25 protein-coding genes are annotated in these 25,934 nt (G+C 46.1%); all 25 read right to left on the reverse strand.

Going from position 1 to position 25,934, the window contains the following annotated elements:
• Positions 1-87 precede the first annotated feature (87 nt).
• A complete protein-coding gene (gene htpG / locus MKY28_RS19575) occupies positions 88-1,968 on the reverse strand; it encodes a molecular chaperone HtpG (RefSeq protein WP_340936701.1) in 1,881 nt (626 codons plus the stop codon).
• Between the two features lie 938 nt (positions 1,969-2,906).
• Positions 2,907-3,770, reverse strand: coding sequence for an IS3 family transposase (locus MKY28_RS19580; protein WP_340936703.1), 864 nt, complete (start codon positions 3,768-3,770; stop codon positions 2,907-2,909).
• An 11-nt stretch (positions 3,771-3,781) separates the two neighbouring features.
• Entirely contained in the window at positions 3,782-4,099 is a 318-nt protein-coding gene (locus tag MKY28_RS19585; protein ID WP_074094933.1) for a transposase, read from the reverse strand.
• Positions 4,100-4,639: 540 nt separating this feature from the next.
• Positions 4,640-5,539, reverse strand: coding sequence for a nickel transporter permease (gene nikC / locus MKY28_RS19590; RefSeq protein ID WP_340936705.1), 900 nt, complete (start codon positions 5,537-5,539; stop codon positions 4,640-4,642).
• A gap of 228 nt (positions 5,540-5,767) precedes the next feature.
• Positions 5,768-6,772 carry an ABC transporter permease gene (locus tag MKY28_RS19595; RefSeq protein WP_017690144.1) on the reverse strand — a complete coding sequence of 335 codons (1,005 nt, stop codon included), beginning with the start codon at positions 6,770-6,772 and terminating at the stop codon, positions 5,768-5,770.
• 208 nt (positions 6,773-6,980) lie between these two features.
• The gene (locus tag MKY28_RS19600) at positions 6,981-8,627 is read right to left on the reverse strand and encodes an ABC transporter substrate-binding protein (RefSeq protein ID WP_340936706.1); all 1,647 of its coding nucleotides are present in this window, start codon (positions 8,625-8,627) and stop codon (positions 6,981-6,983) included.
• Between the two features lie 933 nt (positions 8,628-9,560).
• Complete coding sequence (locus tag MKY28_RS19605; RefSeq protein WP_340936707.1) at positions 9,561-10,508, reverse strand: glycoside hydrolase family 25 protein; 948 nt, start codon at positions 10,506-10,508, stop codon at positions 9,561-9,563.
• Positions 10,509-11,023: 515 nt separating this feature from the next.
• A complete protein-coding gene (locus tag MKY28_RS19610) occupies positions 11,024-11,524 on the reverse strand; it encodes a phage holin family protein (protein ID WP_036668873.1) in 501 nt (166 codons plus the stop codon).
• Between the two features lie 103 nt (positions 11,525-11,627).
• Positions 11,628-13,394, reverse strand: coding sequence for a tail fiber protein (locus tag MKY28_RS19615; protein ID WP_036668872.1), 1,767 nt, complete (start codon positions 13,392-13,394; stop codon positions 11,628-11,630).
• A complete protein-coding gene (locus MKY28_RS19620) occupies positions 13,395-13,940 on the reverse strand; it encodes a putative phage tail protein (protein ID WP_036668870.1) in 546 nt (181 codons plus the stop codon).
• On the reverse strand, positions 13,937-14,995 hold the full coding sequence (locus MKY28_RS19625) for a baseplate J/gp47 family protein (RefSeq protein WP_340936710.1): 1,059 nt from the start codon (positions 14,993-14,995) through the stop codon (positions 13,937-13,939). The genes MKY28_RS19620 and MKY28_RS19625 overlap by 4 nt, the downstream gene beginning before the upstream one ends.
• A complete protein-coding gene (locus tag MKY28_RS19630) occupies positions 14,988-15,401 on the reverse strand; it encodes a DUF2634 domain-containing protein (RefSeq protein WP_340936712.1) in 414 nt (137 codons plus the stop codon). The genes MKY28_RS19625 and MKY28_RS19630 overlap by 8 nt, the downstream gene beginning before the upstream one ends.
• Positions 15,398-15,652, reverse strand: coding sequence for a DUF2577 family protein (locus MKY28_RS19635; RefSeq protein ID WP_340936714.1), 255 nt, complete (start codon positions 15,650-15,652; stop codon positions 15,398-15,400). Before MKY28_RS19635 ends, MKY28_RS19630 begins: the two co-directional genes overlap by 4 nt.
• Before the next feature lie 9 nt (positions 15,653-15,661).
• A complete protein-coding gene (locus MKY28_RS19640) occupies positions 15,662-16,672 on the reverse strand; it encodes an XkdQ/YqbQ family protein (protein ID WP_340936715.1) in 1,011 nt (336 codons plus the stop codon).
• A 13-nt stretch (positions 16,673-16,685) separates the two neighbouring features.
• Positions 16,686-17,381: a LysM peptidoglycan-binding domain-containing protein gene (locus MKY28_RS19645; protein WP_074093888.1), complete on the reverse strand. Its 696-nt coding sequence runs from the start codon at positions 17,379-17,381 to the stop codon at positions 16,686-16,688.
• The gene (locus MKY28_RS19650; RefSeq protein WP_036668860.1) at positions 17,382-19,475 is read right to left on the reverse strand and encodes a hypothetical protein; all 2,094 of its coding nucleotides are present in this window, start codon (positions 19,473-19,475) and stop codon (positions 17,382-17,384) included.
• Between the two features lie 201 nt (positions 19,476-19,676).
• The gene (locus tag MKY28_RS19655; protein WP_036668857.1) at positions 19,677-20,099 is read right to left on the reverse strand and encodes a phage tail assembly chaperone; all 423 of its coding nucleotides are present in this window, start codon (positions 20,097-20,099) and stop codon (positions 19,677-19,679) included.
• Between the two features lie 171 nt (positions 20,100-20,270).
• Positions 20,271-20,729: a phage tail tube protein gene (locus MKY28_RS19660; RefSeq protein WP_017690162.1), complete on the reverse strand. Its 459-nt coding sequence runs from the start codon at positions 20,727-20,729 to the stop codon at positions 20,271-20,273.
• Position 20,730: 1 nt separating this feature from the next.
• Positions 20,731-22,047 carry a phage tail sheath family protein gene (locus MKY28_RS19665; protein ID WP_340936717.1) on the reverse strand — a complete coding sequence of 439 codons (1,317 nt, stop codon included), beginning with the start codon at positions 22,045-22,047 and terminating at the stop codon, positions 20,731-20,733.
• Entirely contained in the window at positions 22,047-22,256 is a 210-nt protein-coding gene (locus tag MKY28_RS19670; protein WP_340936718.1) for a hypothetical protein, read from the reverse strand. The genes MKY28_RS19665 and MKY28_RS19670 overlap by 1 nt, the downstream gene beginning before the upstream one ends.
• Before the next feature lie 239 nt (positions 22,257-22,495).
• Positions 22,496-22,927, reverse strand: coding sequence for a phage tail terminator family protein (locus MKY28_RS19675; RefSeq protein WP_340936719.1), 432 nt, complete (start codon positions 22,925-22,927; stop codon positions 22,496-22,498).
• A gap of 157 nt (positions 22,928-23,084) precedes the next feature.
• A complete protein-coding gene (locus MKY28_RS19680; protein WP_340936720.1) occupies positions 23,085-23,621 on the reverse strand; it encodes a hypothetical protein in 537 nt (178 codons plus the stop codon).
• Positions 23,622-23,628: 7 nt separating this feature from the next.
• Positions 23,629-24,066 (reverse strand): phage tail protein, encoded by a 438-nt coding sequence (locus tag MKY28_RS19685; RefSeq protein ID WP_340936721.1) that lies wholly within the window; start codon positions 24,064-24,066, stop codon positions 23,629-23,631.
• Entirely contained in the window at positions 24,066-24,656 is a 591-nt protein-coding gene (locus tag MKY28_RS19690; protein ID WP_340936723.1) for a YmfQ family protein, read from the reverse strand. The genes MKY28_RS19685 and MKY28_RS19690 overlap by 1 nt, the downstream gene beginning before the upstream one ends.
• 137 nt (positions 24,657-24,793) lie before the next feature.
• Positions 24,794-25,933 (reverse strand): baseplate J/gp47 family protein, encoded by a 1,140-nt coding sequence (locus MKY28_RS19695; protein ID WP_340936724.1) that lies wholly within the window; start codon positions 25,931-25,933, stop codon positions 24,794-24,796.
• Position 25,934: the final 1 nt, after the last annotated feature.

The following is a 25,934-nucleotide window of genomic DNA, read 5'->3' on the forward strand; positions in this document are numbered from 1 at the left end:
CTGAGCCTTTCACCCGGAAACCGCATGGAACATTCCATCACTTTGATTCAGTGCATCGTCCTTACATCACTGCGATATCACAGAAGTTTACACCATAACCTTACAGATATCGTTGGTGAACTCTACTGGATCTTGAATTGGCAGTCCTTCGATTAACAATGCCTGATGGTACAACAGGCTTGTGTAAAGGTTTAGTTTTTCCTGATCCTGCGCGAAAGCGTCTTTCAACGATTTGAAGACATCGTGATTCACGTTGATTTCAAGTACTTTGTCGGCTTGTACGTTTTCGCTGTTCGGCATAGCTTTTAGGATTTTCTCCATTTCAATCGTCAGCTCACCTTCGGTGGACAAACATACCGGGTGGCTTCTGAGGCGTTTGGAAGCTTTAACCGCTTTGACTTTACCCGCCAATTGAGCTTGCATTGCTTCAAACAACTCTTTGTTGTCGTTGTCCTGCGCGTCCGTTTCGTCTTTGTCTGCGCTATCTTCGATGCCCAGGTCACCACTGGAGATGGATTTGAATTCTTTCTCCTTGTAGTTCGTGATCATCTTGATTGCAAACTCGTCGATGTCATCAGTAAAGTACAATACTTCGTACCCTTTCTCAAGAACACCCTCGATCTGTGGCAGCTTCTCAATACGGCTAATGGACTCACCAGATGCATAGTAGATGTACTTCTGATCTTCAGGCATTCTGGAGACGTATTCGTCCAGGCTCACGAGTTTGCTCTCTTTGGAAGACGTGAACAACAGCAGATCCTGCAATGTATCCTTATTCACACCATAGTCACTGTATACACCATATTTTAATTGACGACCAAACGCTTGGTAGAACTTCTCGTAGTTCTCACGCTCGTCCTTCAGCAGGCTTTGCAGTTGACTCTTGATTTTGTTCTTAATGTTCTTCGCGATCAGGCTAAGCTGACGGTCATGTTGCAACATCTCACGAGAGATGTTCAGGGACAGATCTTCGGAATCCACCATACCTTTAACAAATCCAAAGTAATCTGGCAACAGATCCCCGCATTTATCCATGATCAATACACCGTTGGAGTAGAGTTCAAGGCCTTTTTCATACTCTTTCGTGTAGTAGTCAAACGGCGTATTCTCCGGGATAAACAGGATCGCATTGTATACCACTGCGCCATCTGCGCTAATATGCAAGTGTTTGAGCGGTTTGTCAAAACCGTAGCGTTTTTCCATATAGAAGTTCGTGTAGTCTTCTTCGGTCAGTTCGCTTTTATTTTTACGCCAGATCGGCACCATGCTGTTCACGGTTTGTTCTTCTTGGTATTCCTCGAACTCGTTCTCCGTGCCCTCTTTCGGACGTTGACCCGTTACATCCATCTTGATCGGGTAGCGAATGAAATCGGAGTATTTCTTGATGATGGATCTCAGGCGATACTCTTCCAAAAATTCGTCATACGAATCTTCTTCGGTATTTTCTTTGATCGTCAGAACGATCTCTGTACCTACGGAATCTTTCTCAGCTGGTGTGATCGTGTAACCATCCGCGCCTTCGGACTCCCATTTCCAAGCCTCGTCGCTGCCCAGCGTTTTACTTGTTACGGTCAGCTTGTCCGCCACCATAAATGCCGAGTAGAAACCTACCCCGAATTGTCCAATGATGTTGTGGCCGTCTTTAGCCTCATTTTCCTTCTTGAACGCCAGGGAACCACTCTTCGCGATAACCCCCAGATTATTCTCTAGCTCTTCCTGCGTCATACCAATACCGGTATCTGTCAGTGTGAGCGTGCGGTTTTCTTTGTCAATCGTAAGCTTGATGAAGTAGTCCTCTTTGTTGAAAACGAGCGAATCGTCCGTAAGTGCTCTGTAATAAATTTTATCAATGGCGTCACTGGAGTTGGAGATCAATTCTCTCAAAAAGATTTCTCTTTGGGTGTAAATGGAGTTGATCATCATATCCAGCAAACGTTTGGATTCTGCCTGGAATTCTTTTTTAGCCATGAGTGGTTGGACTCCTTTCAAATTGGGATATCGAATGATTTGATTGAAAATAGAAAGTAACTCCTTGAGTTTCTCATACGAAACTTACGGGTGCCAGAAAATTATTCGAAGCTTAAACGCTTGATCATCAGATCCAATAGATTGGCTAATCTTCAAAATGTATGACGTCCTGCAATGTAGCCGTTCCGGTTACGAATCGTTTTTCGGATCGCTGTTATCCCCAGATTTCTTTGATTCCTTTTTTTAAAAGGAAGAAATCCGGTGATAGCATATGCTTCCGTAGCAGCTTTCTTTCAGAAAGCTTTTAGGCGAACGCTCTGCTTCCTCCAAATCGATTTCGTCCCCTGCACTACTTTTGCATCTGATCAGCGACTGATTTTTTAGGATAAAGGACATCAATGAAGTGATATCTCTTAAACGTGGAATCTTGCTTCAAGTCTGTTGCATACCTTGGCTTCGCATGTTCTACTCAGGTTCAATATCTATTTTCAAAAACAGAATCATTCCATATGTAAGCTTATAGTAAAAACATCATCTGTTAGCACTCTGATGATCGGAGTGCTAAACCCTTCCTTTTATATAACATATGGGAAAATTGGGTGTCAATACGTAGGCGGTTATTTTAACTAAAAGATCGAATAACTCTTTAACTTTTGCACATCACCAATCATTTTACCGTAATCCCGCAGGTAAAACAAAAGCCGACTCGAACCAGAGTTCGAACCGGCATAGTGAAAGATTGTAATGTGTCTGTTGATATAGTAGATAGCGTTAAAACATATTTCATCTAATGTACCTTGGAGTATCTTCGACCTTACTGTGTTGAGACTGATGTATGTTGTATGGGTACTTTGGTAGGTATGTTGGTATCTTGGTATTGTGGTTGCTTGAATGTCTTGAGCAGCATGACAGTTGGACCTATGTCAAAAAAGTAGACACTACGCTGCGGATTTGTCCGTAAATTTCATCGCAAAACGAGCAGGGGAAAGATACCCTAGCGCGCCATGCATTCGCTTGCGGTTGTAATAGAACTCAATGTACTGGTAGATGGCAGTATAAGCCTCTTCCGGCGTCTTAAAACGAGGGTTGCAGTAAATGAGTTCCTTCTTTAAAATACTGTGCCATGACTCAATACAGGCGTTATCATAACAGTTTCCTCGGCGGCTCATGCTTGATTCCATTCCGTATGATTTTAGTTGCTCCACGTATTCTTTTGACGTGTATTGAGAGCCGCGATCCGAGTGATGGAGTAATCCCGGAGCGGGGCGTTTGGCCTTATAAGCTTCCTCCAGTGCACCCATCACCAAACTGGTTTCCATATGGTTATATAGACGCCAGCCTACAATTTCACGTGTGCACAAATCCAGAACGCTGGCGAGATATAGACGACCTCCTCGGCAAGGAATGTAGGTGATGTCGGTAACCCATACCTTATTCGGTTTGGACGTTTTAAATTGCTGATTCAGCGTATTTGGCGCAAGGGGATGGTCGTGTTTGGAATCCGTCGTCTGAACGCGATATTTGGGCATGACCACAGAACGTAGATTCATTTGACGCATGTATATACTGACGGTACGTGAAGAGATTCGCAACCCTTCTAAATGGAGCAGATACGTAATTTTAGGACTTCCACACCGCATCTGGTGGTCGTAAAAATGATAGCGAATACGCTTCATGACCTCGCCTTTGCGGTCCTGCCGCTTGCTGGTTCGGTCCATTCGCCATTTGTAATATCCGCTCCGTGATACTTGAAAGGTTCTGCACATCTTCTCCAAAGAAAACTCGGAGCGATGGTCTTCCACAAACTGAAATCTTAGCTCTTTGGTTTGCTGAAGATGTGCACTGCTTTTTTTACAATCGCCAGTTCTTCTTGTGTATCCGCAAGCGTGTGATCTTTCTCTTGAAGCAACCGGCGCATCTCTTGAAGCTCTGCTTCCAGTTCCTTCACTCGATCTACACTGGCAACAGGCTCATGTTTTAGTTCGCGGTACTTACTCATCCATTGGTGCAACGTACTTTTTGGAATGTTGAGTTCTTCTGCCAAATCTCCAAGTGTCTTTGTCTGCTCTTGAATAAATTTGACCGTTTGTTTCTTGAATTCTTCGTTATATCGTTGCCGCTGTTCTCCCATGTGGACACCTCCGTTAGTCTTATTATCCTTCCGTCCGTTAACGGGTGTCCACTTTTTATTCTAGCTCCAAGTCACGCGCTAACGAATCTCAGAGGCGTTAATTGGCCTTTTTGGGATAGCTTCATAATCTAACGAATCGTAATCACGCTATTTCTCGACTTTAGCCAACCTTTTGAGACTTTTGGCAGGTTTTTCACAAAATAGCGCGTGTGAGGTTCGTTAGACTGGGAAATTGGCTGGAAATCGTACAATAAGGTCCCCCGAGTTCGTTAGAGTTGAAGCAAAAGATGGCGTTACGGTTTGAGATAGGATTGTGATAAAAATTAGTGCTTACGGTTAGTGTTAACGTTGCCTTTGGCACGCATGCTGCGTTACAGAAAAAGTTAGGCTTGCAGAGTTAGGGTTTCAATCAAAATTGCAGTTTGAGTTCGAGCCTGGGTTACAAGTTATGGTTACGGTTACGGTTACAATTTGAGTTTGAGTTTGAGTTTGAGTTTGAGTTTGAGTTTGAGTTTGAGTTTGAGTTTGAGTTTGAAAATTTTACTTTTTCACCATTTTCGGATCAAGGGTGTCGCGCAGGCCGTCGCCCATTAGGTTGAAGCCGAGAACGGTCAACATAATGGAAACGCCGGGGAAGATCAGTGTCCACGGTGCTTTTTGTATAAACTGACGGGAGTCCGACAGCATTTTACCCCATTCGGGGTCGGGTGGTTGTGCACCCATGCCTAGAAATCCGAGTGCAGCAGCTTCGATGATCGCAGTCCCAATTCCGAGTGTACCTTGCACGATCAGAGGAGTAAGGCTGTTGGGCAAGATGTGGCGAAACAAGATTCGCCCATTGCCCGCTCCAAGTGTCCGTGCCGACGTAATGAATTCCTCCTGTCTCAAGCTGAGTACCCGTGAACGCACCAATCTTCCGTAGGTTGGAATGTTCACGATGGCAATGGCGAGCAGTGCATTTTGCAAAGACGGGCCCAATATCGCCACAATGGCGATGGCTAGCAATATCCCCGGAAAGGCGAGCAAAATATCAAATAGACGCGAGATAAGCATGTCCGCCCATTTTCCATAAAATCCGGCAATCAGCCCCAGCAGCGTGCCCGCAATAATGGAACCAATGACGGAGAAAAAGCCCACCCACAAGGAAATACGCGCCCCATGCAGCACTCTGGAAAACACGTCACGCCCCAGATCATCGGTACCAAACCAATGCTCTGCCGAAGGGGCCTGAAGCCGATCCACCAACACCTGTTCCTTGTAATCGTAAGGTGCGATGTATGGCGCGAGGAAGGCCAACAGGATAAAAAATACGATAATAATCAGACCTGCAAGCGCAAGCCGATTTCTCCGAAACGTTCTCCACGCTTCCCGCCATGGACCGGATATGCTCGCCGACGCAGCGTCAATGGATGGTCCGGTATTGGTCGATAATTTGGCCATGCGGTGTCTCCTTTCTTGAATATAAATATAACAAAAGATCAACGCGTTCTATTACACTCAAGCACTACGATTGTAGTATCATCTTCTGATTGCTGTTATCCCCAGATTATATTGATCACCTTTTCAAAGGTGAAAATCCGGATAAAATGCGCAGCCTATGCTTCCGATGTAGCTTTCTTTTAGAAAGCTTTTAGCTTCGATTCTGCAGATTGGTTCTTGATGGAGTTCCTATTTATAACTAATACGAGGATCAAACACGGCGTAGAGCAAGTCCACAATCAGGTTAATCACCACGAAAAAGAACGCCACGATCAGAATGCCACTCTGGATCACCGGATAGTCCCGCGAACTAATCGCTTCATATATATAACGTCCCACGCCCGGCCAAGCAAAGATCGTTTCGGTCAACACCGCACCCCCGAGCAACGATCCGGTCTGGATGCCGATAACCGTGAGGACGGGAATAAACGCATTTTTGAGCGCATGTCCATATACGACAAAAAACGGACCCAATCCCTTCGCCTTTGCTGTACGAATGTAATCGGAACTCATCACTTCCAGCATGCTGGAACGGGTCATCCGGGCAATAACGGCCATCGGGATCGTACCAAGCGCAACACTTGGCAGGATCAAATGTTTCGTTACGGTCCACAACTGATTCCATTGTCCAGCAATCATCGTATCCAGCACATACAAGCCCGTAATGGCTTCCACCGGATCACGCGCATTCATGCGTCCAATGGATGGCAGCCACTGCAACTTGTTCGCGAACAACCATTGTTCCATCAGACCGAGCCAGAAAATCGGCATCGATACACCCACTAGAGCAATGACCATACAGCAATAATCAAACCAGGAGTTGTGCTTCCATGCACTGACAATACCGGCATTCACCCCAATAATGACAGCAAATAACATACTCGCCATCGTTAATTCAAGGGTTGCTGTCAGATAAGGCACAATTTCCTGGGCAATAGGCACCTTGGTGCGGATAGACGTTCCCAGGTCACCTTTGAGCAAATCGCCCAAGTAGGCGAAATATTGCTGGAACCAGGGTTTATCCAGACCTAGCTGGTCACGAAGGGCCTGCTTGGATTGTTCGGTTGCCTTTTGCCCAAGTATGGTCTCGGCCGGGTCACCCGGAATCGCGTGGATGATGGAAAAGACAATCAGGGTCATGCCCAGCAGTACGGGCAGCAACACAAGCACACGTTTGACAATATAGCTGTTCAATCCTGTTCACCTGCCTTCGACATATCGTGCAAAAATAAAAAGCGCCGGCAGAAACGCATGCTTTGGATAGTTACGTCCGGATGTGGGTTCTGCCAAGCATTGCGTCTAACCAGCGCTTTGTAAGAAAGAATTAAAACGTAATCACTCCGAACTGTAGTGCCATCTTCAGATCACAGTTATCCTGAAATCGATAAGTTCAACTTACAGCTTACTCAAAATAAGCACCGGCATAGGATTCTGTGCCCAGTGGAGAAGGAACGAAACCTTTCAGGTTCGATTTACCCGCCAGAATTGGCGTGGTGTGCACGAGTGGAATCCACGGTGCGTCTTCCTTAATAATTGCCTGCGCTTGTTTGTAAAGCTCCGCACGTTTCTCCTGATCTGTTTCTTTCTGCGCATCCATCAGCAACACATGCAACTCTTCGTTTACATAATAACTGCGGTTGTTGCTTGGAATGGCATCTTTATCCAGCAGTGTATACAGGAAGTTATCTGGGTCACCATTGTCACCTGTCCATCCGAGCATGTAAATGTCGTCCTTCTCCCCGGCCTTTGTATCTTCGAGATACGTTGCCCACTCCGGTGATTCGATGGTGACGGTCACTCCGATTTTCTCAAAATCAGCCTGGATTGCTTCCGCTACCTTCTTGCCATCAGGCATATACGGGCGAGATACTGGCATTGCATAAAAGGTTACCGGATCAGGCAAACCGTCAGGGAAGCCGGCTTCGGCAAGTAGAGCTTTTGCTTTTTCCAAATCATATGGGTAATCCTCAATGGTATCGTTGTATCCCCACAGCGTTGGCGGCATCGGGTTGACAGCAGGCTCAGCTTGTCCAGCAAAGAATGCATCAATAAGGGCCTGCTTGTTTACCGCATGATTGAGGGCTTGTCTTACTTTGACATTATCAAATGGTTTCTTCTTGAAGTTAAAACCGATATACGCCACGTTGAATGGTGGCCGCTCGATCTTCTGTAACTCGCTGTTGCCTTCAAGAATGGACAGATCGTCCGGGTTCAGGTCTTCCATTACATCAATCTCGCCGTTTTGCAGGGCATTGAAGCGAGCGGTATTATCCGGAATCGAACGGACGATTACTTTGTTCAGCTTCGGTAGTCCTTCTTTCCAGTAGTCCGCGTTTTTCTCCAGGGTGATGGAGTCGTTACGCTTCCATTCTTTGAATACAAATGGGCCGGTGCCCACAGGCTCGCTCTTGAAGTTCTCTTTTTTCTCCTGAATCGCGGTTGGGCTGGCAATGCCAAATGGCGTCATCGCAATATTTTGCAGGAAAGGCGCTTGTGGCTGGTTCAATGTGAACTCCACCGTAGTTTCGTCCGTCGCCGTCACTTCCTTGATCACACGTCCGTCCTCTGGACCAAACATGGAGTCGTAATAATCGAAGGAATCTCCCTCGAATTTATATTCACTCGCCGGATCACCCCAGCGCTTGAAGTTGAACACAACAGCCTCTGCGTTGAAGTCAGTTCCATCATGGAATTTCACACCGGACTTCAGCTTAAACACATACTTCAGCCCATCCGCCGAAATCTCCCAGCTCTCTGCTAGTCCAGGAATGACCTCTGTTCCGCCTTCCTTGTAGTCCAGCAATGAATCAAACACCTGATGCCCAATCTTCAGCGACTCCCCATCGGTTACAATCGCCGGGTCGAGTGCTACGGAATCACCACCACGCCCCATAATCATCGTATCCTGCGCTACCGTTTCGGTTGGAGGGTCGATTCCTTCTGCCGGAGCAGGCGTAGTCTCTCCACTCTCGTTACTGGAACAACCGGACAACACCAATACGGTACTTAAGGCCATCGTTAGAACACCGGACATCCATTTTTTTCTCATTCGCATACGTACAACACCCTTCCCTGTCTCATAATGTGTGTGATGCTGGCATGAAAGATCTCCAATGTTGGCAATCGGTTTGGTGCTATGTATCATATAAAAGGCTTTAAATGCCTGCGATACCTGAATTAATGTTCTGGGAAAAGTAAGGCATGTGTATGAAATGTAAAAACAGCATGGGATACATATGGAATACAGGTAAATGTCAGACAAACGTGCAGAGGATTAAGGACGTCGGTTGATTACTTTTATAGAAAAAGAAAAAGGTTCTACAACGGATCTTGTGAGATGAATCTATGAAATTGAATGAAATTGTTGCGTTTTATTTGAACTAAGGTCAATAAGCAACAGTGAATAGTTATGGACTGGTAAGAGCAAGTTTAAGTTGGTAGATTAAAAATACTGATGGGCATATGGATACTACGCTGCTGGCTACGCAATAAAGTCTGTTCCTTGAGCGTGTCGTGTTGAGCATGGAGTGTGGAGACCGGATTAGGTATCGTTATCGTTCGTTAGCAATACGGATGAAAGAAACTCAACATAGGCTAGGTTGTTTGGATGTGTAAGTTGTTTATTACGGTGGTTTTCTCTTGCAAATTGGATGTGTAAAATGTATGAACGATTCATCTTGAGATGTTGGATTGTACAACAGGGAGACATTACAATAACTTCATGTGTTATGGTTTTGTCATGATGAGGAGGATTGTGTAAATAAACTGTGGTGAAAAACAATTTCGTGTAACTTACTTTACATCACATTAATCAATTAGACAAGAGATTTACAGACATAAGTCTTCAACTTTATTATATGCGTTAATATTACTTACACCAAACACAAAAAAGGAACACAGTTCGACAAAAAGCGTCTTGTGTCCCTTCTCCATTCAATCCATATTCAGATAAGATCAACATTTTAATTTGCTAAGAATCAGCTCACTTTTTAAACAAACCTCTGCGATGCATCACGGTAATAAAACGGTAAAAATCATAACTCGCCCCATTATCGATGCTGAACAATGGATTTTTGGTGTCATATGCCAGTGCTGCATCCACAGCTGCTTTTGCCCATACTGGAACTTCCATTTGCTGACGCGCCTGCAGTTTGTCGACCTGGGATTTGAGTGCATCAAACGCTGCTTTCTCTTCGGCTGTCATCGGTTCGCCCCCTTTCGGTGGTTCGGTTGGTGGATTCGGATGACTTGGATTCGTTGGATTGGATGGCTCCGGTGGTTTCGGAGTGGCTGCTGCGTATCTTGCTCTGAGCTGTGCCGCTGTTCCCTCGAATTCATTCATATCCACGTTGCCACTAATGCCATTCACCTTGCCTGAATCCGTATACTGCCAGAATGTCCAACGCTTCCATGCCAGCTGGTCGTCCGGTACACGGGTGTTGCTGTAACGCGCGATCCACAGATCGTATGAGCTGAGTGATGTGTCAAAATTACCGGCAAATGAATTGCCCGTGTATATGATCGGTTTTACACCTGTCAGACGTTGTAATTCAGTTAAAAAAGCTTTGGCAACCGTATTCATCTGCGCTTTGCTCAGGTTGCCGGGATTGTTCTCGTAGTCCATGACGGGTGGCAGTTGTAACGCTTTGGCCCCTCCAACTTTGTTAAGTGTATTGGCATAATGTGCCGCTTCTGCCTTGGCAACATCGGTAGAGGTCGCGCGGAAGAAGTGATACGTTCCGACCAGCATACCCGCCGCCAGTGCGCCTGTTACGTTTTTCTGATAATTCGGATCGGTATACGTCTGTCCCTCAGTCGCCTTGATGAACACAAATGTCATGCCACTCGCCTTCACCTTTGCCCAGTCAATATTGCCCTGGTATCGGGAGACGTCAATGCCCTGTGTGTTGCCCGAACTTCTCGTTTGCATGTTTCTCACACCCTTTATGCGGCAAATTGCCGTTTGTATCAGCATTTTACATCATTCGATTCAAGCGTTCCCGGGTACAAGTATAGACAGATTAGAGCATTCTGATCTATACATTGCTGATTGGATGTCACTCTCTGGATTGATGCAAAATGCTCCTATAGTTAATGCGGTTGGATTAGGGGTTGCTTGTGTGCGTGTCCCTAATGTGTTGGAAATGAACTGAGCCTTGTTCACACGGACACTCCGATGACAGAATAACCTTCCAATCGCTGTTATCCCCGGATTTTTTGATTCTCTTTATAAAGGGGAAAATCCGGGGGTAAAGGCGAGATTATGCTTACGAAGTAGCTTTCTTTCAGAAAGCTTTTAGCTTCGCTTTTTCAGGTTTTTTCTGTCCTCTCCGTTATTGTGTGAAAATGTTAAGTTCAATCTGTATAGATGTATATAGTTCAAAAAAACTACACTTGCGATGTTCAGCAACGGTATAGTAAAGAAGACACTAAAAATATTTCAAACTATTTAACGTTATCTTGAGTTTCAGAAGGTTCAACATCCTCTGTTTCTAGATTGGAGAAAGAATCTTTGCCCTTCGGGGAGAAGTTACCGGGAAGTTCCCCGGTTCCCCCTTTGCCCTTGAGCACTTCAATAGCTTGCCGAATCACTGGCGGAATAGGTGCGCCCAACTTTCCCCCGTTTTCGATGATGGACAACAACTCATTTGCGATATAAAAAAAGGCGACCGCATCCCTGAACAAATGTCCGTCTCCCAGAACACCGTCCACCAGATGAGCCACCGATACCATTGCAAATATAAATACCTTTCGTGCGATGCCGAACATACCTACGTTACTTTCTAACTTGCCACTCATACCCGCCGCCGCGATGCCGGTTAGGTAGTCGAGGATGACAAACACGAGTAGTACACCGAGCACGCCTGACCAGCCACCGAAAAAGTAGGTTACTGAGCTGCTCATAAGCGCGATTCCCCATTTCCATAGGTTGTCCCATCGTTCCATGGTTTCACCTCCTCTTATTTTATAATAGAATTCTTGAATTGTAGGATGTTTAATTTCACCTTGAAAGTAAACAAAAGCCATGACTAAAAGGTTTACACTATTGCTATAACAGTCTCATAATTTGTTTTATTTCATTTTGTTTACCATCTTCAACTGCATACCCTATACCCATTTCGTCACCTTTCATATCAGAGACGCTTCTCAATAACGATACCTTACTATTGGTATTAATGCGATCAAATTGTTCAATAGTTCGTCTATTACCATCTAATAAATATATATATTTACCATCAGGGCTAAATTTCACATCATGAATGTAACGTGCATGAATATCTGGTATGTTAATGTATGAAACGATAGAAGCACCATCATCAAAAATACTCATTAGGTACGAGTTGTTAAACGTTACCCCCCAGTCAGTGAAGGCAATTATTTTTCCATCCGGTGACATGTGAGCACTGTAGTATATGTCGGAAGGTACTGACAGCCCCTTCGCGTATTTAACCTTGCCAGTTGGAGTGAAAGTATCATCCCCATTAATTTTCCAAACAAGCGGACCACTCTTAAGGGAAAGACTTGAAAATACAATATACCTTGAGTCGGGGGTGATACACATTTCGCGCTGCTGTATTGATAACGGTTCAAATGTTGCTGATAGTTTAGTGAATATTTCTCCGCTAATTTTAAATACAGAGACTCCTGCTGTCGTCACCGTTGGCATAAATACATACTTGCCGTCGGGGGTAAACGCAACATGCACATCTGTAGATTCTCTGGGTATTCCTGTAAAATTGTTAAGTTTAGTGAATGTATCTCCGCTACGTCTATACACCAACCATGACGTTGCCTGCTGAGTGACAACTAGGAATTTTCCGTCTGGAGAAAACGTCACACCATGTACGATAGTTGATGGTTTTATTTGCGGATCTGGTAATCTATTAAATGATATTCCATCCCATTTAAAAATACGAAGAAAAGAACCACTAGCACTTGTACCTATCGCAATGAAATCACCATATATCGACACGGAAAGTATACTCTCACTACCTGAAGCTACGGAGATTAGTTGTTTAAAAGCTGGAGTTCCATTGGAATTGATCAAATAAATTGTTGCTCTATTACCACCATACCCCACCAAGAATCTACCATCTTGACTGATTTCAATATGCGAACCAACTGCGATTTCAGTTACCTCGACAAACCGCATGTAATCAACAATTGAGACCATTTCACCTTTAGATATGTTCTCTGTAAATAATGCTGTAGACTTAATTGATCCTTTTATCACCTCCCGTTCCCCACTAACTGCTAAAAAATCTGATCCTACACGTCTAAAACTGTAAGGCTTCCCAGCCAAAAGATCACCTGCAGAGTATGCTGTACCATCTTGTTTTTTTAGCGGTATAGCACCTAATCCATTCACATTTAGCGTAGGAGCAACTCCATTTGTTACATGTGGTACAATGGTGATGCCAAACCCATCAGCAAAATTTGCAGGAATAGGGATTAGCTTTGCCGCATAAGCTGAGCTCGTACCAGTTGTCCTAGCGTAACCTGGTTGGCGTACATAATTTGATATTATCTCCATACTAACATCCCTTACCGCCTTCTCCGTCGCAGCCACTGTTTCGGACAATCCGTCCGTCTTACTAGACAATTGTACCTTCCCCTTCTGCGTCAAAGACGCATCGGGAACATCTATCTCACCCACCGCTTCAAGAAGTTCCTCTAAATCTTGCTTAGTCGCTACACCCTCATCAACCTTCTCCCAGTTCTGATCCAAATACTTATCCAGATCAAAATAGGTTGTCGATGGTGAGGAACGATCAATCTTATTCAACCCCAAATTTTGTGTTTTTGGTTCATTCATTTAAGCTCCACCTCCTGCAAATTTATCCTGCCGAGTCTGTTCAATCTCATCCCGCGTCATGCTTTCAACCTCCGCAATCGTCAAATACCGTAGACGGTAGTCCACGGTCATATGTGCCGGTTTTATATCCTCAATCGCGGCCTTCAGATCGTCCAGATTGGGCGGTAAGCCCCATGTGTCGATAAAGCGAATTCGGATCAAGTATTCCTCAGGTGACACGGATACATCAATCCCGCCACTTTCGTACGCCTGCGCCACGTTCTTGAGCATCGAACCGGAAACCTTACCACTTCCGCGCATTTTGGAAATGATTACGGATCTCCGCTGGTCATCCGGCTTGGCTTGATTGGTAGGAATCTGCAAATCCCGCTCATAACGTTCCAATGCCCAGGTCGCAGACTCCGGGTAGAATTGGTCCAGTACACTTTCCAAACCTAACGTAAGCTTGTCCAGCTCAACACCTTCGGACTCTGTAAGAAGCTGCATCTCAAGCACATTTTCATACAATGGGGGCAAAAGAGTCATTAACACCTCTGCTTTACTCATGTCACCTTCACCGTCCCAAGAACAGCTACTGCGCCGGGGGCGATCTCCAGATTGGACATACCACCATTCACTAGCAGATCGCTATAATCGATCACGGGCGGGATATCCAGAATGACATTGGCAATACGTGTCCAACGAACCAACGGATCGGCAAAAGCCAGTTCTTTCAGATACGTCGTAACTCCCGTTTCAATCAGTGTCTTCACGCCGTCGTACGTTGAACCGGAAGCAAGCGTGACCTGCACCTCCACATCAATAGGTACTTCTTCTGCTCCCACCACCGTAACCACAGGTCCGATTGGAGCAGCACCTTCGCCCATTCCATCCTGGGTTGGATCGATATACTCCTGCACCGCCTCAATAACCGCCTCAGCGGGTGTTTGCATTTCATTATTCAACAACGCCACTTTGACTGTACCGGGGCCGTCCCACAGTGGAAAAGCCTTCGCTTTGCCCACACCGGAGTTTTCCCGTGCCCATAACTCATACTGATATTTGTTGGCACTCGTAACCGGACGGGAAACTTTGTCCTGATAACGATCATATAAGGCCTGATCCGTTTCCTCGTCTTCGCCAGGAACCAGCAACTGTGTTAGTTCAGCTGTCGTCAGGCCAGCAATATAATCGATGGGCAGCAGGGCCCCCGTATATTCATTACCTTCCGCTCCCGCGACTTCACATTCCAACACATATCGCCCTGCTGCGATGCGCTCCACTATAACGTACACCCGATCCCCCGTGGAAAAACGACTCTCCAAAGGAACCTCAACAGGCTTACCTTCGTTATCCCGAAAACTCCCAACCCAACGTGCCTTCGTGGCCGCTTTCCGACTAATGCCAGACCAAGCCACCGCACGATCCAGATACTCTCCAGATGCTGTATCCGCAAACTTCAGATTGGCGTTCACATCCAATTCGATATACATCTGAGCCATTTCCACAGCCGCTGGCGCAAGCGCATCATAGATAATGCTGCCTTCACGTTTATCCACACCATCTGGCACCCTGTCCAGCATTCGGTTTATAATAACTTCAAACGTCTGCTCTTCATACATCCATGTTCACCTCCGTCTCTTCCCTGAAGCTGCCAAAATCCGTTTCCACGGTAAAAGAAACACGTACCCCGTCAGCCTTGTGGACAAACTCGAACTCGGTTACATCCGAAATGCGATCATCCGGAAGCAACGCTTCGCGAATCCAGCGTTCCAGTTCCGATTCAACCATGGATCTCCCGGCCATTCCTTCCCAGGACCATTCCATGCCGTAATCCGAGGAATAGATTAGATGCTCGTAGCGGCGTGTAGACAACGCTTTGTACACCGCCTGTTTTACCGCATCTTTTCCATCCAGTTGCAGTCTTCCAATTCGCTGTCCAGAAGCTTGAAACACATACGTCAGACTTGGAAGCACAGCAGCTTCTTCCTGATCTTCTGCGCTAATCTGCGCACCCTTTGGAATCATGGATTCACCAGCCGATCCAGCACAACAAAGCTGTCTCCACCTTGAACACGTAACAACAAGACATGGTCACCCTCGGTCCAAGCTTTGTTCACTACGGATTCCGGCAGTACCAGAAAAGGTTCAGCCAATGCCAGCCGTTGTTCAACGGTGATCTCCAGAGGCTGGGTGTTTGTCACGCTTCCGTACATTACCTGAACGGGAGACTTGGCATCTACAGCGGCCACCGCCGCCTTTTTAATCACGTCCAGCATCATTTATCGTTACACCACCTTCAAATCCAGTGACATCGTATGCACGCCCCCCTGTACCTTATGCGTACATTCGTCTACCAGAAAATATTGATTAATCTTGAGTTCATTGATCTGGATGTTGACAAAACTGCCTGCCCTCACCTTGAAATCACCAAGCGCATCCACTTTCAACGTCTGCGTCTCGCGGTTACGGAGGGTCATCAGGGTCTTCAGCATGGCATCAATCTGCCCTTCATTCAGGCCGTCATCCGCTTTTTGGTACAAAAAAAGCAGCCCCCATTGACGGATGCTGCCTGAGTCCTGATGAACAAACGTTTCTCTTTTTCCCGTATCCTTGTTATCCCGATACAGCTTGATCTTGTTATACGTCTGGTCGTCAATCGACCTTGTATAACTGTAATCCGTGAGCAGACTGTTATCCCCAATAACAAAGCCGTAAGGCATCTCTTCCACATCCCGAAGCACAAGCTTGCCGAAATCATCGTAGAAGATGTAGTTTTTACCGCCATAAATCAACGTTCGGTCGAGCGCCTCACAGATCATGTCAATCAGCTTTTTGTTATCAAATAACATGCGTGGAATCACATATTTCGGCTGAATCAGATCATCCGTTTTCAACAGGAAATCCTTTGCAATTCGTTTAATTACATCCGCAGCAGTGGCATTAACGAACTTGTACGTCTGATTCGCGGTTAGATAACGAGTCTGGTCGTATGCCTTGATTTTGACACTTTCGTCCTTGCCACTATCCACCGAGAAGATATATCCGTAAAATATGCCTACCTCGTTGCTGATATATTTCACGACATATCCATTCTCATAGGTAAATTTCTTATTTTGGTACAGACTGCCCTTGATCAACGTGAATTCCAGAGAGGAAGGCTTGCCGATACGGGAGGTTTTGTACGTAATGTCACCGGCAATTTCGCTAATGTCCCAGATGTTGCCCTGCTTGTCATCCAGCAATAACCGTTCCTTCATGTTTGCCAGCTTATCATCCAGCCTGATCTGCTCTTGCATATTCCCTCTCCTTTCACGGAAGCTTGATTACAAGTCCAATCGGCAGCTTCTTCAGTTGTGCATCTTTGATGCCATTCAGCTTTTGCAGCTCTTTCCAGCGAGATCCATCTCCCAAATGGGCTTTGGCTACAGACCACAAGGAGTCTCCGGCTTTGAGTGTGACGGTCTTGGGCTGGATTTTTTCATTGGGCCGGGAGGCTTTGGTTTTTGTTTTCGAAGCAGCCGTATCCTTGCTGTCCTTGAGTGGCACTACTTTTTTGGCGGCATAAAAAATGAACTGCTTCAGCTTGATATCATACTGAATATCCCCCACCGTACCCGCTGTCTCCTTCCAGTCGAAACTCTCAATGGAAACCGCCATATTAATAGTGTACCTTGCACTGGAAAAGAACAGTCTGACGGGTCTGCCCGTCTGCATCCAGCGGATGATCTTTTTCACATATTCATAGGGATCACGGTAAAACTGCTTCTGAATTGCCGGATGTCGCGCATCGTAATTCAGATGATACGGGCTGTAGTCTGCCGGAAAAATCCCGCTGAAACTGACTTCACGCAACTTCGGCGACTTAATCACGTTAATTTCACCCAAAGCGCTAACATTAAACGTACTGCCGTCTCCCGAATCCGAAAACTCAATGCTCTCTGGTGTCACCGGGAAAAACATGTATTCGGAGCGATTATTGAAGCTTAGTTGAATATAATATTCCACTTATCCATACACCCCCTGAGCACTGGAGACGATCTGACTGTTCAGTCCATCGGTGATTTTGCTGATGATGCTGTCCACGTCATGTCCGCTGTTGATATCCCCTGTGGTGACCTGAACGGTTGGAGTAAGGCTGACAAATCGCTGAATCGCCTGCATCTCTGCAAGCTCACGCATCAATTTCAAGTCCTCGCTGGTTACATCGACTGTTCCATCCACGTCACCGATCTTGTCCACCTGTCCGATATTGTTGATTTTGTTGATGTTACTCATGTTGCTATTGGGAACAACGGTGGGAGCAGGTGCAGTTGGCATCGATGGTATGGGAGGTGTTTTGGGAGTTGAACCGCCGAATTTCCCGGGTAATTTATCAGAGCCGTTGGGAAATAGGCCTTTGGTGGTATCCATCAAATCATTCCCCTGGCCAAATCCCTTATCAAATGCATCCTTATAATCCGCAGAAGCATCCATTCTCCACAGACTAACAACGTCCTTTTGGCTCTCAGGAGCACTCGCTTCAAGGTCACTCATTAAACCCTGTATCTTACCACTCATTGAATGAATGTTAGCATCATCCACTAGTTTAATACCGCCCCAATTGGTACCGAAAATTTTATTCAGATAGGGTATTAATTTGTTTATACCACCGATCATCCAGTTGATCTGATCTTTGAAACCACCTGCGAAATCCTCAATTCCCTTTGTAATGTTGAACAGAATTTGGAGTACAATGAGTCCCATGTCAACAAACAACTTTTGGAATGCATATGCTGGATCTCTGAATACATTGATGACAAATTCAGCCCAAGACATGAAATAATTCAGAATGGATGCAAAAATTGATTTCATATGCTCGTAAACCATATAAAAATAACCTATAATCGCTCCCACCATATCCCCAGCTGTAACTCCACATAATTGCAAAATAAAGATGAGTCCTGCAATGGCAACAATTACAAGCAAGATAGGCCAGTTAGCTACCAACCATGCCGCTGCCAGTAAATAAACCTGCGCGATTACAACTCCGAGCGTAATAATTATATTGGCTAGGAGCACTAAAGCAATGGCTGTTAATATAGGTCCGATGATAGCCCAATTTTCTTGCACAACTGTAGCAAAATTGATGAACCCATCCACGATAAATGCCACCACTTGAGCAATAATTGCGAAGGCCCCACCAATCCATTCGATGAAAACACTGAACTGACCTGAGCTTATGGCTTCGTTTAATCGGTCAAGTACAGGAGATAAAACTTCCAAAGCTCTTGTCCCGATTTCAGATAGTATTCCATTGAACTGATTCACGAGAGCCGTCCATTTTTGCAATGGAGAATCCAGCATCGTATCAAAGGCTTCTTGTGTGTAACCTTGCATTTCAAGAACCGTCTGCAAACCTTGTATAAAACCGTCAAGGTCTTTAGTCTGTATAAATTCACCCAATCCAGCCCCGGTCAATGCACTTTCCGGTATGTTGAATTGACTCGCCAAATCAGTATTCTTTCCATTCATGGCACTAACAATAGCCTTGGATGCATCTGACAGACTTTTATTATCCGGTGATAACATACTCAATCTTTGAGTCATTTCATTTAACTGATCTACCTGCCCTGTATTTTGTGCCAACGGCAAGAAGCCTAGAGAAGATTTAAGCGAATCATTAACATCCTGACCACTCTTGGAGGCTTGATCTCGATACTTATTATAGATGCTTTCCCCGAGTACCGGATCTTCTGCGGCAACCATGTAACGATATTTGAAGTCTTCTTGTTCAGCAGCAGCTTTTAACACAACACTTCCAGCGGACTTTACCATTTGCACCCACTTGGAGAGTTTGCTCAGATTATCACCCAAAGCATTGCTTGTATCATCAGCCGTATCCTCCAACTTTTCCATCAGATTAATCGTTACATTCAGTTGTTGATTTACTTCATTAAAATGGTTGGATATATTCGTCTGGTTGAATTGGTTCAGATTAATCCGGTTAATCTGGTTGAAATTATTAAGGATCTCGGTTGTTCTTACTTGAACCAGATTTAGATTATTGATCAGGGTATTCATGGACGGAGGATTAATTACATCGATACTTGTATCGGACATCTATTTCTCCCTCCTTTCCTTTTTATTTCTTCCGGGCGCGATTTTTGGACCGTTCTTTCTTCTCTTCCTCCACCCGGATGGAGATCATCGCATAGATCGCTGCTCGTTCTCGCATGGAGAAAGCCATTAATTCATGCGGCAAAATGTTTAATTCGTGGAGAGCGTAATAAGCCAGATTGGCTTCGGAATCGCCCTCTTTAATTAGTTTTTTACGTCATCCACCAGTTCGTTCATATCCTGATTGAAGCCGTTCAGCTTCTGAACTTGTTCACCGAGCGAAGCAAATTCCCCAGGCAGCAGCATTTTCCGCAAAAGCGATTCCGCCCCCATCACGCCATATGAACGCTGGAGTTCTGCGTTTTTCAGATCGGGGTACACGACACTTGCGCTCATCAGGCGAGCCATGTAATCATTCGCATCGATGTCGGGTGTGTAGACACCGTTCTTGCCCTTGATTTTGCGAGTAGCTGCCTTGCGGCATTCCTGATTTTCGTCCTCGGTCATGCTACGCAGTTTCCAAGCAACCGGCTCGCCTTTCTCATCTTTAAATCGGGGGGATACGGTAAACTCCTCCGTTGTATCTGTTGCTGCATTTTGGGCAAAAAACATACTCAATCCACTCATGTATTGTTCCTCCTCTAAAGTTAGGTCCCCCGCCGCACGAAGCGGCGAAGAACAGTATTTTGACACGCGAAATAGCCCGTAACACAGGCAAGTTGAACAGGTTTCTTTTACAAACCCGCTGCTAAGTTAAACTCTTAATAAATCTCAAATCATTATGCTTTTCACGCTACATTACTTCGGTAAATTGAACGATACAGGCATATCGACATCTTCAAAGGTAAAGCTCACTTCTTCCTCCAACGCCTCAGCCTCGGTATCCAGAGATGCCATAATTACACTGTCGAGGTTGACGCCTTTGAGCGTCACGGTCTGTTTGCCAATTGTAGACGAAGGATCTTCGTTGGTCACTTCAATGTCGAAGTACGTATCTACACCATTCTGCATGTACTGGAGCATCAGCTCGCGGAAACGGGAAGTGGTATAAAAGATTGTCATGGAACCCGATCCAGACCAACCGGTTGCTTTGTGCTGTACGCCGCGGCGACCCAACGTTTTGACCTCTGCTTTTTGTTTCTCCACTGTTGCTTCCAGCGTCTTCACGTAGAACATTTCTTCCGTCTGTCCGTTAATCGTTGCGTATGCGCGGCCTTCCTGGCCGGAGATTGTGTCACTTGCTTTCAAAAATGCCATCTTAAACCACCTTCACTTTCATATATACTTTTTCAACGGAATCCACAGGTTGGACCTGAATCTCGATCAGAATGCTGTCGGTTTCATTGCCCGGAGCAACAGTAATATCTGTTTTGGAATCAAAATTTTGAATGGCACCAATATCCTGAAGTTGCTTCAGATAAGTGACACATTGGGAACGGAACAGGCTGCGCCCATCTTCGTTATTGTTCACTTTGCCGATGTAATAGGACTCGAAAATGCGTTTCATATCGTTAGCGATACCATCGAGAACACGGACAACACGGTTTTTGGCAAAATGACGTGCTTTATCCGGTGTAATGGAACGGAATGTATTCACATCCTGCTCTACCACTGCACGGTTGCTGCTCGCGGTAAAGACAAACTCGCCATTACGCAATGCTGCTTCTGTCTCGCTATGTGTCAATCTGCCATTCACATCCACGGAATCGTCATACGCACGGAACGTCAGGGATTCATTCAGGTTAGCTCCCGCTGTTGCACCGGCAGTCCATGCTACGGTTTGTTTTGGTGACAGGACCGTACCATCTGCGAGCACAACACCATTTTTGATACTGATAATGCCTTCATGATCTGCAGCAGGATAATCGGACAGAACGAGTTGCACTTTCTTGCCCTCGGTATCACGCAAACGCTTGATGTAAGCTGTGTAGACTGACTTGAGTGTGGCATCGTCTGAGACTAGACCGACCGTGTTAAAATCCAGCACCTCTAGCTTGGTCAGAAAATCGGCATGCTCTTGGTTGGTTGCTGTACCATCCAATCCACCTGTTAGTGGAAGTGAAGCTGTAGCTGTGAGTGCACCTTCACCAGTAAATGTGACGTATGCGTTGGATTCCAAAGCTTCGATGGTAGACGCGGTTTGTTTGTCCACTTCTTTACCAGCAAGCAAAGTGGAGACATCCAATTGTTCTGGTTCATTGATATTTGCGGAGATTACAACAGACAGATCATTACCACGTACACCACCGTGATGGGCTGTCACTGTCAGTTTGTCCAAGGTTGCCTTGGCTTTGGTCCCAGCATTGAGTCGGTAAAGAAGTAAGGTCTGCGCCCGTTTCAATGCCTCGCGGATCAGTAGTAATTGCGGTGCTGTCCAGTCATAGCCCAATTTGGCTTGTACATCTTCACCTGCTTGTACGGTCAAGATGGTGCCAGCTTGTCCCCATGACAATGGCAATGCCAAAGCCACCGTTCCTCGCTCCCCTACCGTACCCGGCAATGAGCCCTCTGATGCAAAATTCATATATACGCCGGGGCGTACCTTGTTTTGTGTCGTCCATGTTCCTCCAGCCATTATTGTGCCTCCCCATTCATGAATTGTTGGATGTGTTGCTGTGCTTCTTGTAAGGTGTATGTTTCTTGTTCCAGCAGAACTGCTGCCAAAATATCTTTCTCTATCCGGCTAAGTTGCCGGGATTCGGCGAACTGTGCTTTGCTGTATTTTTGCTTGTTTTTCTGTTGAGCTTCCGGGTTTTTAGGGTCCGATTCTTTTTTTGTAAACATTGCCAATGCGCCTCCTATTCCTTTCATGCTGATCCCCTCATTTAATTATTTAAGTTCAACCAAAGAATAATTACATTTGCCACTCCGATGACAGAACAACCTTCCGATCGCTGTTATCCCCAGATTTTTTTGACTCCCTTTTTAAAGGGGAAAATCCAGGGATAAAGGCGCACGCTCCGCTTCTTCAGGTTATTTCTGTCCTCTCCGTTTTCGTGTAAATGTTAGTTCAATTTATATAGTTATTCTTTAGCAGCTTTAAGTGCAGTAGAACGCTGTTCCAGTTGTTGCATGGTAGCGGCGGACTCCGACACTTTGGTGGTTCGCATGGTGTAGTACACCAGCATTCGCGGAGTATCGTTCTCCGTCTCCCAACGTAGCTCTGTTGCGCGATATGGCGTTCCCTCCACGTTGATGGTCTCCAATGCTTCAAACAGTTCGTCCGGTAGAGTTGCAGGGATGTCGTTTGGATCGAGCCACCGGATTTCAAAAGCGTGAGATTGCACGAAGCGATCGCTTCGTTCGCGGGTGAGTTGAGCGGATAACAGGCGATAGGAGATGCCTTTGGTATCTGGATTGGAGATGGTGCTGTCAGTTGCCGGATGGATCGGGATGTTGGGGAAATAATGAGTTAGCTTGTTTGCGATGGCCATAGTTAGTTGGTTTGTGGTCATGGTTCACCTCCTTTTGAAAAGAGAGACAAGATTAAAAAAGTTGAATTTTTTCTTTCTCTGAACACCTTTGAATCGTTCTAGTACATGCCTACTTGCTTTAGTATTAAACTTGAAGCAAACATTTTCGTCTAACCCAATTTTATAATTTGGACAATCATTACATACTTTTTAAAGTCCCATTTACTTTGACCCACATCCAGTCAATTTGTCTCAAAGCCCCATTGATTCTGACAGATCCGATTTCCGCTGTCCGAATAGACCCATTGATCCTAAGACCCAATTCAGGGAATGCGAGCCCCTTCCTTACATACCAGTATCCATTTTTTATTCCGTTAGTTGGGTAAGTCTCATCCAAAACAATACCACTCTGAACTAATGCACCCCTCGATTGTGAACTTTTTCGGTACATTGTTGTAGTTCTATAACGAGTACTACCATCCTTGCCACCTTCTAATACCGAATTGAAAAATTTCACATAATCGCCAAGAGGATGAACATAATATTTAGCCCAGACTTCTACGGGTGGACGTTCCCCAAGATTTCCTTCTCCAATGTATCTTAACAATGTAGAATCCCATCGGAAATTATTCCAGACCAGGGTTTGACCTGTCACCCACTCACTAGCCTCTGTCCAGCTGGGGTCTGGATAATAACTGACCAACACATTATATTTATCGTAGTAATAATTAGTCATGTCACACCTACTTGTACTTGATCCAGATGTCACCATCTTGCATCGCAGTTACATCTGGATTAGCTGTTGAAAGGATCATATTGTGGATTTGCCTTATGGTATAAGACGTATTGCTCTGAGCTGTAACAATTCCAGTGAAATTCCCACCTGACTTTGACATAGAAGCATCCTTCGCATTTTGCAAAGCATCCCTTACCGCCTTCTCCGTCGCCGCCACCGTCTCAGACGGGCCATCCGTCTTACTGGACAACTGCACCTTCCCTTTCTGAGTCAAAGACGCATCGGGAATATCCATCTGACTCACCGTTTTACGAAGCGCATCCAAATCCGCTTGCGTCGCAACTCCTGCATCAATCTTTTCAAAAATTCCATTAATACTCTCCCGAGTCACATTCTCATTCCCCAAGGGAAGAGGTAATTTTAGTCGATCTGTTTCTTTTGGCATTACGCCCACACCTCCAGTTCATTCCACGTCAAGGACGCGGCATCGAGTTCGTCCCATGTCATCTGTTTGTCGTCCAGATCGTCCCAAATCATATAACGATATTTATATTCCACGGCCATGTGGGCCGGCTTCAATTCTTCAATCGCACGTTTGAGATCATCGATATTGGGCGGGGTGCCCATCGTATCCACAAAGCTCACCGTAAAACTCCACACTTCCGGCTGAAATGTTACATCCACTTTTCCCCCGGCATAGGCTTCAGCCACATTCACAACTTGTCTCCCCGAAAACTTTCCGGCACCACGCAGCTTCGACTCCACTACGGCACGCCTCTGTTCCACGGGTTTGAGACGATCCGTCTCAATCCCAAGCTCTTCTTCCCAGAAGTCCAGCCCCCACGTCGCCGTGCGGACAAAAAACTGCTCCAGCGTCTCATCCAGCGCCTTGTACAGCAGATCCATTTCACTGCCTTTGGCCTGCATATCGGCCTGCATGACACGCGAAGTCTCGTAATACCTTGGCAAAAACGAGAACAACTCCCGCCCTTTCTCACTCGTCAGTCCAACATCTACAGTAGAAAGAGCACTCATGCCCTGTCCCCTCCCTTCCTTGCACATCCACATGGAGCATCTCTCTCACCAGTTCTAACTCAGATCGGCGTATTTCTCCCAATCTTCCTTGGTCTCCACACTCCAAAACTACTTCCTCATCCACCATCTGCCCAACACTACTCATGCACATCCACCGTCCCCAGCACCGCCACCTGACTCGAGGTCATCTCAATATTCTGGTCACTTACACCGTTCACGGTAAGTTCCGAATAGTCGATAATGGGCGGAATGTCCAGCAGGATCGCAGCAATGCGAGTGTAACGAACGAGTGGATCGGCAAAAGCCAACTGTTTCAAATACGCGGTCACCCCGCGTTCGATCAATGCCCGCACATCAGCGAGTGTCGCATCACTTGCCAGCGTCAGCTTCACCTGAATGTTCATCGGCACTTCTTCGGCTGGCATCACGGACACCACTGGCCCCGCCGGTGCAACGCCTTCACCCTGTCCATCTTGCGTGGGGTCAACGTACTCCTGTACCCCCGCAACCAGATCGGTACCCGCAGCACGTTTGTCCGTGTCCAGCAAATATAGTCCTACCGTGCCTGGTCCCTGCCATAACGGAATAACCCGCGTTGCACCAACACCTGGTACTTCACTGGCCCATTGCACATATTGCGATTTATTACCGCTTGTCCCTTGGTTGCGGACTTTGGCATAAAAGCGTTCCAACAGCGCCGTATCGGCCTCAATATCCGCACCGCCTTTGATCACCTCAACGTTCGTGACAGAAGTCACGCCACTTACAGGTGTAGACAGCACAGTTACCGTGCCCGCAGGCACATTGCTTTCTTTTCCGGCAACAAGCGCTCGTACGCCTACCACCCCGGAGCCCTCTGCATCCAGTTCCACACGCCCCACCGTCTCATATTCGAGCGAAGCTTCAGCAGATACTTCATCCGCGAGTGTAGCCACGACCGTGCCCACAGGCACAACTTTCCCCGGCGTACCCATGAACCTCACTGCACCTTGTGCCGCCACAGCAGCCCGCCGCGTGATGCCGTGCTCTCCTGCCCGCAGATCCAGCTCTTCCGAACGAAAATTCGGATCACTGCTCGCCGCAGTACTAGCAAACCCTCGCCGAAGTAATTCCTGCGCCCACAATGCCGCTTCAGACAGCATAAACGCAACCGGAGCCTCCGCATCCCACAGAAACGATCCTTCCGACTTATCCAGATCCGCGGGCAGACGATCCAGCATACGCTGCATAATCTGTTCCTCCGTCTGGTCCTCCAAATAACGCGGAATCTCAGCCATC

The sequence above is a fragment of the Paenibacillus sp. FSL R5-0473 genome (genome assembly GCF_038004565.1).
In the GTDB taxonomy this organism is placed as follows: Bacteria; Bacillota; Bacilli; order Paenibacillales; family Paenibacillaceae; genus Paenibacillus; species Paenibacillus amylolyticus.

What these genes read in the sequence shown, in the direction of transcription:
- htpG (WP_340936701.1), bottom strand. Translation starts at nt 1,968, where the DNA reads ATGGCTAAAAAAGAATTCCAGGCAGAATCCAAACGTTTGCTGGATATG.
- MKY28_RS19585 (WP_074094933.1), bottom strand. Translation starts at nt 4,099, where the DNA reads ATGGGAGAACAGCGGCAACGATATAACGAAGAATTCAAGAAACAAACG.
- nikC (WP_340936705.1), bottom strand. Translation starts at nt 5,539, where the DNA reads ATGGCCAAATTATCGACCAATACCGGACCATCCATTGACGCTGCGTCG.
- MKY28_RS19600 (WP_340936706.1), bottom strand. Translation starts at nt 8,627, where the DNA reads ATGAGAAAAAAATGGATGTCCGGTGTTCTAACGATGGCCTTAAGTACC.
- MKY28_RS19605 (WP_340936707.1), bottom strand. Translation starts at nt 10,508, where the DNA reads ATGCAAACGAGAAGTTCGGGCAACACACAGGGCATTGACGTCTCCCGA.
- MKY28_RS19610 (WP_036668873.1), bottom strand. Translation starts at nt 11,524, where the DNA reads ATGGAACGATGGGACAACCTATGGAAATGGGGAATCGCGCTTATGAGC.
- MKY28_RS19615 (WP_036668872.1), bottom strand. Translation starts at nt 13,394, where the DNA reads ATGAATGAACCAAAAACACAAAATTTGGGGTTGAATAAGATTGATCGT.
- MKY28_RS19620 (WP_036668870.1), bottom strand. Translation starts at nt 13,940, where the DNA reads ATGAGTAAAGCAGAGGTGTTAATGACTCTTTTGCCCCCATTGTATGAA.
- MKY28_RS19625 (WP_340936710.1), bottom strand. Translation starts at nt 14,995, where the DNA reads ATGTATGAAGAGCAGACGTTTGAAGTTATTATAAACCGAATGCTGGAC.
- MKY28_RS19630 (WP_340936712.1), bottom strand. Translation starts at nt 15,401, where the DNA reads ATGATTCCAAAGGGTGCGCAGATTAGCGCAGAAGATCAGGAAGAAGCT.
- MKY28_RS19635 (WP_340936714.1), bottom strand. Translation starts at nt 15,652, where the DNA reads ATGCTGGACGTGATTAAAAAGGCGGCGGTGGCCGCTGTAGATGCCAAG.
- MKY28_RS19640 (WP_340936715.1), bottom strand. Translation starts at nt 16,672, where the DNA reads ATGCAAGAGCAGATCAGGCTGGATGATAAGCTGGCAAACATGAAGGAA.
- MKY28_RS19650 (WP_036668860.1), bottom strand. Translation starts at nt 19,475, where the DNA reads ATGTCCGATACAAGTATCGATGTAATTAATCCTCCGTCCATGAATACC.
- MKY28_RS19655 (WP_036668857.1), bottom strand. Translation starts at nt 20,099, where the DNA reads ATGAGTGGATTGAGTATGTTTTTTGCCCAAAATGCAGCAACAGATACA.
- MKY28_RS19660 (WP_017690162.1), bottom strand. Translation starts at nt 20,729, where the DNA reads ATGGCATTTTTGAAAGCAAGTGACACAATCTCCGGCCAGGAAGGCCGC.
- MKY28_RS19665 (WP_340936717.1), bottom strand. Translation starts at nt 22,047, where the DNA reads ATGGCTGGAGGAACATGGACGACACAAAACAAGGTACGCCCCGGCGTA.
- MKY28_RS19670 (WP_340936718.1), bottom strand. Translation starts at nt 22,256, where the DNA reads ATGTTTACAAAAAAAGAATCGGACCCTAAAAACCCGGAAGCTCAACAG.
- MKY28_RS19675 (WP_340936719.1), bottom strand. Translation starts at nt 22,927, where the DNA reads ATGACCACAAACCAACTAACTATGGCCATCGCAAACAAGCTAACTCAT.
- MKY28_RS19680 (WP_340936720.1), bottom strand. Translation starts at nt 23,621, where the DNA reads ATGACTAATTATTACTACGATAAATATAATGTGTTGGTCAGTTATTAT.
- MKY28_RS19685 (WP_340936721.1), bottom strand. Translation starts at nt 24,066, where the DNA reads ATGCCAAAAGAAACAGATCGACTAAAATTACCTCTTCCCTTGGGGAAT.
- MKY28_RS19690 (WP_340936723.1), bottom strand. Translation starts at nt 24,656, where the DNA reads ATGAGTGCTCTTTCTACTGTAGATGTTGGACTGACGAGTGAGAAAGGG.
- MKY28_RS19695 (WP_340936724.1), bottom strand. Translation starts at nt 25,933, where the DNA reads ATGGCTGAGATTCCGCGTTATTTGGAGGACCAGACGGAGGAACAGATT.